9 protein-coding genes are annotated in these 9476 nt (G+C 39.8%); 3 read left to right on the top strand and 6 right to left on the bottom strand.

Annotated features, from left to right (window positions below; translation table 11 throughout):
- From ACST15_RS11965 to ACST15_RS11950, 4 genes are all read right to left on the bottom strand, one after another.
- Positions 1-812, bottom strand: an 812-nt coding sequence (locus tag ACST15_RS11965; RefSeq protein WP_459454890.1) for an agmatine deiminase family protein, incomplete at its 3' end; no start/stop codon positions are given.
- A gap of 1 nt (position 813) precedes the next feature.
- Positions 814-1581 carry a type III pantothenate kinase gene (locus tag ACST15_RS11960; protein WP_459454889.1) on the bottom strand — a complete coding sequence of 256 codons (768 nt, stop codon included), beginning with the start codon at positions 1579-1581 and terminating at the stop codon, positions 814-816.
- Between the two features lie 3 nt (positions 1582-1584).
- Positions 1585-3516 (bottom strand): NAD(+) synthase, encoded by a 1932-nt coding sequence (gene nadE / locus ACST15_RS11955; RefSeq protein WP_459454888.1) that lies wholly within the window; start codon positions 3514-3516, stop codon positions 1585-1587.
- 5 nt (positions 3517-3521) lie between these two features.
- Positions 3522-3827, bottom strand: a complete 306-nt coding sequence (locus ACST15_RS11950) for a hypothetical protein (RefSeq protein ID WP_459454887.1) — start codon at positions 3825-3827, stop codon at positions 3522-3524.
- A gap of 100 nt (positions 3828-3927) precedes the next feature.
- Here ACST15_RS11950 and ACST15_RS11945 point away from each other — a divergent pair, with 100 nt between their 5' ends.
- Positions 3928-4575, top strand: a complete 648-nt coding sequence (locus ACST15_RS11945) for a 7-carboxy-7-deazaguanine synthase QueE (protein ID WP_459454886.1) — start codon at positions 3928-3930, stop codon at positions 4573-4575.
- Between the two features lie 2 nt (positions 4576-4577).
- The gene (locus ACST15_RS11940; protein ID WP_459454885.1) at positions 4578-5831 is read left to right on the top strand and encodes an OmpA family protein; all 1254 of its coding nucleotides are present in this window, start codon (positions 4578-4580) and stop codon (positions 5829-5831) included.
- 260 nt (positions 5832-6091) lie between these two features.
- Here the strand turns inward: ACST15_RS11940 and ACST15_RS11935 are convergent, their stop codons facing one another.
- Positions 6092-6589 carry a septal ring lytic transglycosylase RlpA family protein gene (locus ACST15_RS11935; protein ID WP_459454884.1) on the bottom strand — a complete coding sequence of 166 codons (498 nt, stop codon included), beginning with the start codon at positions 6587-6589 and terminating at the stop codon, positions 6092-6094.
- Between the two features lie 104 nt (positions 6590-6693).
- A complete protein-coding gene (locus ACST15_RS11930) occupies positions 6694-7965 on the bottom strand; it encodes a citrate synthase (RefSeq protein ID WP_459454883.1) in 1272 nt (423 codons plus the stop codon).
- A gap of 183 nt (positions 7966-8148) precedes the next feature.
- Here ACST15_RS11930 and pepT point away from each other — a divergent pair, with 183 nt between their 5' ends.
- Complete coding sequence (gene pepT / locus ACST15_RS11925) at positions 8149-9417, top strand: peptidase T (protein WP_459454882.1); 1269 nt, start codon at positions 8149-8151, stop codon at positions 9415-9417.
- The last annotated feature ends 59 nt before the right edge of the window (positions 9418-9476 follow it).

Below are 9476 nucleotides of genomic sequence, written 5' to 3'. Positions count from 1 at the left end.
ATAGGGATTTCAACAATTCGCAGGGGACGACCATCCAAAAGCTTCATTTCCTTCAGCTCTTGTAAATTTTGAGCCAACACCGCATGATTATCATCATCCAATTTGGGTTCTATCATGGTGATAACAGGATCTTCATTGACAAAACGTACCGTATCGTCAATATGGCCATCTGTATCGTCACCCACAATGCCATCACTCACCCATAAAACTTGCTCCACACCATAAAAGTCTTTCAGATATTTTTCAATCTGTTCTTGATTCAAATGTGGATTTCGATTGGGATTTAATAAACAAGATCGACTCGTCAAAACAGCACCTTGTCCATTGAATTCTACCGAGCCACCTTCCATGATGATACCTGGACTTTGGAATGTCAAGCCTAAATCTTGAGCGATGGCTTGTGGAATTCTATTGTCCGCATCAAAAGGAGGATATTTACCTCCCCAAGCATTATAGCCCCAATCAATCAATAATCTTTCCGAACTATCCTTCTTTATTAAAAATGCGGGGCCATGGTCACGGCACCAAGCGTCATTGGTCGGTCGAACAAATAACTCAATTTTCTGAGAATCAATCGAATATTTAGGCAATTCACCTAAGATAAAATCAGACAATCTAGCATCATTGACATTGATTCTTACCTTCTCACCTTGGGAAATCGCTTTAATGAGCGCAAAATATTCAGGGTACATCTGCGCCAATTTATCCCCTTGCCAGGAATGATCATTGTGCGGAAATGTAATCCATGTTGCCTCATGTGGATGCCATTCAGCAGGAAAAAAAAAGCCTCTTTCTTTAGGAGTAGATACCATATTAATCCAAGTAATTTTCAGCAATTAAACGTAAGCCATCTAGGGTGATTAATTTATTCACCTCATCAAAATATGATTCCAATGGCGTTAAAATAGAGGATAAACCGCCAGTGGCCAATACTTTGACATGCTGACCTTTTTCATCCTTTACCCGATGAATCATTTCTTTAACCATGCCCACATATCCCCAAAGAATACCCGATTGAATAGCACTAACTGTATCAAAACCTAACGCAGATTGAGGCATTTCGAGGGGTACTTCGGGCAATTGAGCCGTTTGAGAAAATAAGGATTTCACGGCTGTTTTTAAACCGGGAGCAATGGAAACCCCTTCCATTTTTCCTTGGGCATTGACCAAAGTAAATGTTAGTGCTGTTCCAAAATCAACAATCAATACATCAGCTTGGTAAGCATGATGCGCATATACCGAGTTGGCTACCAAATCAGAGCCAATTTCATCCGGTGAAATAATTTCAATAGGAAACTTCTTGTACAATTTGGGCGACATCAAGATAGCTGAAATAGCCAACCAATTCTCTAAGCCCTTTTGTACATGGTATGAAACCGAAGGCACGACGGAGGAAATGATTAACTTTTGCGGTTTTAAAGAACCAATATTTTTCTCCAACCATTCTTGACGAATCCAATTTTCCATCCTTTGCGTTGTCCAAGGCTGGTGGGTGGGTGTCCTTAATATCAATTTCCAATCCCCTTCGGTATAAAATCCAAAGACGATATCTGTATTTCCAATATCTACTACTAAGAGCATGTGTTAGGGTTTAATATCTTTTTCTAATCCAGCGGATAAAATGGGGAATCGAAGCCAAGATTTAGGATCTAGGCTGTAATCATCCACATGGAATCCGGGTGCATAACGCTCTCTTTTCCACTGGTTTCTGGCCCATAATCGAAAGAATCGATTACAAAATTCACGGAGCTGTTCTTTGGTATATTTTTCTCCATAAACCTGAAACAAGTTTTGTAAACAGTCCGCAGGCGATAATTTATCATAAAATGCCCAGCGTTCGATGGCATTTAAAATGGGATAAGGCATTAGGTCTTCCTCATCTACCTGTTTCGAGGTTAATGGCCTTAATTCAGCGCTAGGTTCTAATTGATTGACGTGAGAAAGTCCTTCTAGGCGCAAATTATCCGCTAATCCCATTTTCTCCATCCAAATAAGCCATTCACGAATAAATGTCTTATCAATGCCAGCAATGGGTGAAATAGAACCTGAGGTATCACCATCCATGGTAGCGTATCCCACCGAAGCTTCCGAGCGATTGGAAGTGGCTAGTAATAAGGCATTGTTGATATTGGCAAGCATCCATACGCTTGGGCTTCTCAAACGAGCTTGAACATTTTGCAATGTAATATCATCCTTTTCCCAGGTTAATGTACGCCCAATGGCCTGCTCAATGATTCCTCGATATTCTTTAACCAAAACATCTATATTCCAATCATAATGCGTGCTTCCAATGCATTCAGCGAGTGCTTTAGCCGAGGCCCTGGTATGATCAGAGGAATTTTCTGTCCCCTGATAGGCAGTCGTTAAAATATGTGCTACTAATTCCTGTTCGGATGATACATCCTTCAACCAAGGTATATAGGATAATTTTTCTTTGACTCCCTCCCAGGCTAAATCCTTTATGGCTAATCGTATGGCCAAAAAGCATAAAGCTGAAATAGCGGAAGAATCTGCGCCGCCAGAAAGGGAAATAACCCAACCAAAAGATTTAGATTTTCTGAGGTAATCCCAAAGTGCCAAACCTAGGGCTCTGGCAAATTCTTCTTCTTTTAGATAAGGGGATTTTTCCCAAGAAGCAGCTTTAAAAGAAGGATACGAGTTTTTTTCCTCAGAAATAGGGATGTATGCCTGGATTATATCCTCATCGAATTGATTGTATTCTTGTACCTCCACTGCTGCTACAATCAATTGTCCGTCTTGAAAACTAAAACGAGATGATTCCGCAACAATTTGTCCCTTATCTACAATATAAGCATCCCCATCAAAAATGGTTCTACCCGATTCATTTCCTAATAAATTGGCAAATACATAAGCTCCACCGATGATTTGAGAACCCTCTTGGGCTAAACCTTGACGAATTTTAGATTTACCAAAAGCAAAATGGGAAGCGGTAGGACTACAAATGACGGAAACACCCCGATGTGCTAGAGCATGAGCTGGCCTTCGAGCGCCTTCCCAAGCATCCTGACAAATTTCAATGCCGATGGTTAAACCATGAAGCCCAATGCGATAATCGCCGATGGGGATTTGGCCTAAACTAGTGGATATGATAGATCTTTTTGAGGCAGGCCAAGGACTAAACCAACGGGTTTCGTAATGAACACCGTCATTGGCTAAGTGTTGCTTAGGGATAATTGCCACCAATTTACCATGTGCTAAGCAAGCCGCTACATTGTACAAAGTCCCTTCAAAATATAAAGGTAAGCCTAGCCACACCAGTATTCCCTGGGTATGGGGTAAGATTTCAGTTAAAGATTCCCAAGCTTTCTCAGAGGTAAATGCACTTAAAAATTGGTCTTCACAGCCATATGCACTTATGCAAAGCTCAGGCAAACAAAGTATGTCCGCTTTTTGCTCTTGTGCTTGTTTAATGATGGCAATGATTCGGGCTTGATTACCCTTCCAATCCAAGGGTAGTTGGTTCAAAACCCCGGCAGCTAGTGCAATTTTAGGCATATGGTTTAACGGGGTTTCTTGGAACTAACACGATCAGCTGGTTTATAAAATTGATACCAGGCTCTTTTCTTTGTAGGCTTATTAGGTCCTATGGTCGCGTAGTTGGAGGTTCTCACATGATTGTAACGAGGAGTCCACATCCAAGAAAATGCTTCTCTAGGCCGATAATAACTTTCTCCGTGACGGTGCTCTACCCGTACACGACATGTCTCTCTAGGACAGCGCGCTGACCAACAAGAACTCATCCCTACGGTCAGGAAGGTTCCTATAAAAAACATCCAAAAAAAACGGAATGTTTGATTCTTGATCATTTTAAGAGAAAAATAAAAAATCGATCCTATTTAATAGAACGATTTCTTATTAGTTAAATTACAAATCAAAGCTTAATTTTACTTAGAATTTCTGCCTTGCATGCAATCAAACACCAAAGATATAAAATCAGATGTAAAAAGAGATGCTTTTACGTATCCCGTGATGGAATCTTTTTACACGATTCAAGGCGAAGGTAAATTTCAAGGACATGCTGCCTATTTCATTCGACTCGGGGGCTGCGATGTGGGTTGCCATTGGTGTGATGTAAAAGAATCTTGGCCCATTGACACCCATCCCATCAAAACAGTGGCCAATTTAGTACAAGAAGCCTCAGCTTATCCTGGAAGGATTGCAGTCATTACTGGAGGAGAGCCTTTGATGCATGATCTGAATCCCTTAACAGAAGCATTGCAAGAAGCTGGTTTTCGAACCCATATAGAAACATCGGGAGTAGGTAAAAAAATAACGGGGATTTGGGATTGGGTATGTTTTTCTCCCAAGAAATTTAAGGAACCTAATCCTGAAATTTTTCCTTTGGTTGATGAACTTAAAGTGGTCATATTTCATCCATCGGACATTGCTTGGTCTCAAACATGGATAGAAAAATTACCCACAAAAAGTCTTTGGCTCATGCAGCCCGAATGGTCGAAACAAGCCGACATGAATCCATTAATCGTTGATTTTGTCAAAGAAAATCCACGTTGGCAAATTTCTGTTCAGACCCATAAGTTCTTACAAATCCCATAAGCATGCTAGCGGCTTTGTTCCTTTCATTCAGTTTGTGGGGATTTCCCCAGGATAGTCTGAAATCATCCCCTATTGTTGAACTCAACCTTCAAAAAGCTCAGTATTTCCCCCATTATTCTTCTGTCAGAAAAGAAATCTATTTTACGACACGAGCAGATCGGGCTGATGAAGAATTGCAAGTAGCCACTTGGGATGGGGAAAAATTCATCAATCCGCAGGCTTTGAGCAGTATCAACCAAGAAAGTAACGACGGCACAGCAAGTTTGTCCAAGGATGGAAATACGATGATTTTCTCGGGCTGTGAATACCGTAATAGTTTTGGGGGCTGTGATTTATATGAGAGTAATTGGCTGAATGGAAACTGGTCTAAACCTAGAAATTTGGGAATCTTGATAAATTCCCACGACTGGGAGGGCCAACCATGCCTAAGTGCAGATGGTCAAAAACTCTATTTTTCATCCGACAGGCCAGGAGGTATTGGAAAAAGAGATATTTGGATGAGTGAAAAAGATGCGCAAGGTCGTTGGAAAATGGCCATTAATCTAGGTCCTCAAATCAATAGCCCAGCTGATGAACAAGGTCCCTATTGGCTGGAAGTGAATGAAGTTCTGCTATTTTCAAGTGATAAAAAAGGAGGAAAAGGAGGTTTGGATTTTTATCAAAGCACAATGGAAAATAAGCAATGGCTAGCGGCCAAAAATATAATGGAATTAAATACGCCAGACAATGAAGCAGGTATCTGCCAGGGAGTAAATAGGTTAGAATATTTTATTTCCAGAAATAAGCCAGGCCAAGCCATTGAAGAAGAGCTCCATCGGATATTCATTCCCAATAGCTATTGGTTGCCCAAAAAGACAAGTCCAAAAGCAGAAGTAAAGCTTGAGGTCAAGACTGAACCAAGTAAAATCAATTTTCAAGAAGTCAGTTTTGATGATATACAATTCGCCACGAATCAATGGGCTATCCCCACTCCTATTCCTGAAAGTTTACACAAACTTGTAAAATTCTTGCATGAAAATCCACAACAAAAAATAGAAATCAGGGGACATACCGATGAAATTGGTCTAGCTAAATCTAACCAAGTACTCTCTGAAAAAAGGGCTAATTCCATCAAAAACTATTTAGTCAGTCAAGGTATTTTAGCTGATAAAATCCAAACCAAAGGAATGAGTTTCTTAAAACCCAAAGTAGCCAATAATCAAGCAGAAGCCCGAAAATGGAATCGTAGAATTGAGATTGTGCTTTTAAATGAATAGTTGGTAATTAGGGGTTAGGGGTTAGGGATTAGGGATTAAGGATTAGGGATTAGGGATTAAGGATTAGGGATTAAGGATTAAGGATTAGGGATTAGGGGTAAGGGATTAGGGGTAAGGGATTAGAGATTAGGAGTTTTAGACCTACTATACTTTTTAACTGAAAAAACACCAAACCCTAAACACTAAACACTAAATCCTAAACCCTAAACACTAAACCCTAAACATCAAAGCCTAAACACTAAACTCTAAACACTAAACACTTATTTTTTTTTCTTCTTTTTCTTCTTTTTAGATTTCTTGGCCTTTTTAACATATACCGTGTAAGGATGCTCTTTTAAAATAAGGCTGTCGCGCTTTTGTAAAAAAGTCAAAAGTGTATCACGTAAATCCGCCTCATCTAATGGGCGTATGTGAACAGGAGCGATTCCAGCACCAACTATCCCTAACTCTTTCGCAGCGCTAAAAGACACATCTATCAATAAGCGTTTTTGATGTGGGCCACGGTCATTCACCCGTACATACGACTTACTACCAGATTTGATATTACTTACTTCTAACCAAGTACCCATGGGGAATTTTCGATGAGCAGCAGTGAACAAATAAGAATTATACCTTTCGCCACTATAGGTCTTTTTACCACTTAAATTCTTGTGATAATAAGAAGCTTTTCCTTGTTGAATTTGAGCTAAAATCCCTTGGTTTACCATCCCCAAAAAAAGGAGCACCAAGAGGAAATAGCGCTTGAATTGTAATGTCATGCATTCCATTTAAGCTTGCAAATTAGCCCTAATACCTCATTAAACCAAAAAAGCCCTTCTTTCGAAGGGCTTTTAGCTTGTTAAAAATTGTTAGACCATTTAGCCTATCGTTGATTAATCTCAACAAATGCACGGCTAGTTGCGCCAGTATAAATTTGTCTTGGACGACCAATTGGCTCCTTGTTAGCACGCATTTCTTTCCATTGAGCAATCCAACCTGGAAGACGTCCAATAGCAAACATTACAGTAAACATATTGGTTGGAATACCCAAGGCACGGTAAATAATACCTGAGTAAAAGTCTACATTAGGATAAAGCTTTCTAGCTACAAAATATTCATCACTTAAGGCTGCTTCTTCCAAACGTGCTGCGATGGCTAAAACGGGATCATTAACACCCAAAGCTGTTAATACGTCATCAGCTGCTTTTTTAATGATTTTCGCACGTGGATCAAAGTTTTTGTACACACGGTGCCCAAAACCCATCAAACGGAAACCTGAATTTTTATCTTTTGCCATGGCAATGTACTTATCTGTATCACCTCCATCGGCTTTTATGGCTTCCAACATTTCAATAACCTCTTGGTTAGCACCCCCGTGAAGTGGTCCCCAAAGTGCATTAATTCCTGCTGAAATAGACGCAAAAAGATTCGCATGAGATGATCCTACCAAACGAACGGTAGAAGTAGAGCAGTTTTGCTCATGGTCAGCGTGTAAAATCAATAATTTATTTAATGCTTTCGATACCACAGCATCAGCTGTATATTTTTCTCCCGGCTTGGCAAACATCATTTGCAAGAAAGTAGAGCAATAATCTACCGTTGTATCCGGCTGAATGATTCCTTCACCTAGGGATTTTTTATAGGACCAAGTAGCCATTACGGGCAATTGAGCCATTAATCTCAACACACTCTTCTCATCGTCACCTTTTTCTTCTGTTGAATAAAAAGCGGACATAGCTCCAACCAAGGCCGCAATGGTGCACATAGGATGTGAACTTACTGGAAAGCCCTCAGAAATCTTTAGTAAATCTTGATTTACTACCGTGTAAGACTGGATTTCAGCAGAAAAAGCATCCAATTGAGCTTGAGTGGGTAATTCCTCATGAATAAGCAAATAAGCCACCTCTAAAAACGAAGCTTTGTCAGCTAATTCTTCAATGCTGTAACCTCGGTAACGCAAGATCCCTTCTTCGCCATCCAAATAAGTAATTGAACTTTTAGTAACTCCAGTATTTTTGAAGCCTGGATCAAACGTAATGTAACCAGTCAAATCACGCAATTTAGCGATATCGATGGCCTTTTCGTTCTCTGTACCCTCCAGAGTAGGCAAATCAAAGGATTTCCCTTCGAGGTTAATTGTAGCCGGTTGAGACATAATTTTTTATAAGCTTAACTTTGGTATGATTTTAAAAATTGAAGAAGCTTTTTGCTCCAAGCAAAATTCAAGCCTCTAAGATAATACGTAATTTTGAAAGGTTAATTACCTTTATGAATCCAAAAAAAATAAATTTATTTAACACAATTTTTTCTTTCTATATTTCAAAAATAATCGGTTTTTATGACCAATATCTCGCAAAAATTCAAAAAGTACACGTATAGTTCCGCCAATCGATTTCTTACTTATGTACAAATTGATACTCAGTCTGATCCAAACTCCACTAGCAGTCCTACAACAGACAAACAAAAAGATTTAGGAAAAGTTTTGGTTCATGAATTAAAACAACTAGGCTTAGATTCCGCCCATTTAGATGAATATGGGTATGTCTATGCACAGCTGCCAAGCAATGTCCCAAAATCCATTCCTGCTATTTGTTTTTGTGCCCACATGGATACCTCCCCAGATTGCTCAGGAAAGGATGTTAAGCCATTGATCCATCGAAATTACCAAGGTCAAGATTTGATTTTGCCCGATGACAACTCCGTAGTCATCCGCCTAGATGAGCATCCAGATTTGGCCGAACAAATAGGACATGATATCATTACAGCCAGCGGAAAGACACTTTTAGGAGCAGATAATAAAGCAGGAGTGGCAGAAATCATGGATGCCATTCAATTCTGGGTTCAACATCCTGAAGTTCCTCATGGGCCCATTTCCATCTTATTTACACCTGACGAAGAAGTCGGAAAAGGTACAGACCATGTCAACCTAGAAAAGGTCAATGCACAATTTGGATATACCATTGACGGAGAAAAAAGAGGGCATTTAGAAAATGAAACGTTTTCAGCCGATGGGTTTAGTATTAAAATTGAAGGTATTTCTCAACATCCAGGCTTTGCCAAAGGCCGAATGGAAAGTGCCATTAAAATAGCGGCTGAAATCATTCATTTGCTGCCTAAAGATTACCTGAGCCCGGAAAGCACAGAAAAAATGGAAGGGTTTATACATCCGGTTGAGATTACGGGAAGCGTGGAAACTGCGGAAATCCATTTCATCTTACGTGATTTCAAGACAGAAAAGCTTTCAGAATATGGGGCCTTATTGAAAGATATTACTCAGGAAGTGCTTAAAAACTATCCACATGCTAAGGCTGAATTTATTCAAACGGAGCAATACCGAAATATGAATGAAATATTAGTCAATTATCCTGAATGCCTAGAAAATGCCATGGAGGCTATGAAAAAAGCTGGTTTACAAGCAGAAATGCAAAGTATACGGGGTGGTACGGACGGTTCCCGACTTACCTTCATGGGTTTACCTTGCCCCAATATATTTGCTGGGGAGCATGCTTTTCATAGTAAACAAGAATGGGTCAGCATCCAAGACATGCAAAAGGCCACTGAAACCATCGTTCATTTAGCAGCCATTTACGCAGAAAAGGGAACCTAAGTTCCCTTTTTTTGTAAGCATTTTCATTAATTCGCTCCGTTTTTTCCAACGCTGTCAGC

It is taken from the genome of Aquirufa sp. Wall-65K1 (assembly GCF_054558475.1).
Note: the sequence above shows the minus strand (reverse complement) of the source record. Positions and strands in the feature narration are given on the sequence as shown.

Excerpts from the sequence above, each read along its gene's own strand:
- pepT (WP_459454882.1), top strand. The coding sequence starts at position 8,149 with ATGACCAATATCTCGCAAAAATTCAAAAAGTACACGTATAGTTCCGCC.
- ACST15_RS11935 (WP_459454884.1), bottom strand. The coding sequence starts at position 6,589 with ATGACATTACAATTCAAGCGCTATTTCCTCTTGGTGCTCCTTTTTTTG.
- ACST15_RS11930 (WP_459454883.1), bottom strand. The coding sequence starts at position 7,965 with ATGTCTCAACCGGCTACAATTAACCTCGAAGGGAAATCCTTTGATTTG.
- ACST15_RS11950 (WP_459454887.1), bottom strand. The coding sequence starts at position 3,827 with ATGATCAAGAATCAAACATTCCGTTTTTTTTGGATGTTTTTTATAGGA.
- ACST15_RS11945 (WP_459454886.1), top strand. The coding sequence starts at position 3,928 with ATGCAATCAAACACCAAAGATATAAAATCAGATGTAAAAAGAGATGCT.
- ACST15_RS11940 (WP_459454885.1), top strand. The coding sequence starts at position 4,578 with ATGCTAGCGGCTTTGTTCCTTTCATTCAGTTTGTGGGGATTTCCCCAG.
- ACST15_RS11960 (WP_459454889.1), bottom strand. The coding sequence starts at position 1,581 with ATGCTCTTAGTAGTAGATATTGGAAATACAGATATCGTCTTTGGATTT.
- nadE (WP_459454888.1), bottom strand. The coding sequence starts at position 3,516 with ATGCCTAAAATTGCACTAGCTGCCGGGGTTTTGAACCAACTACCCTTG.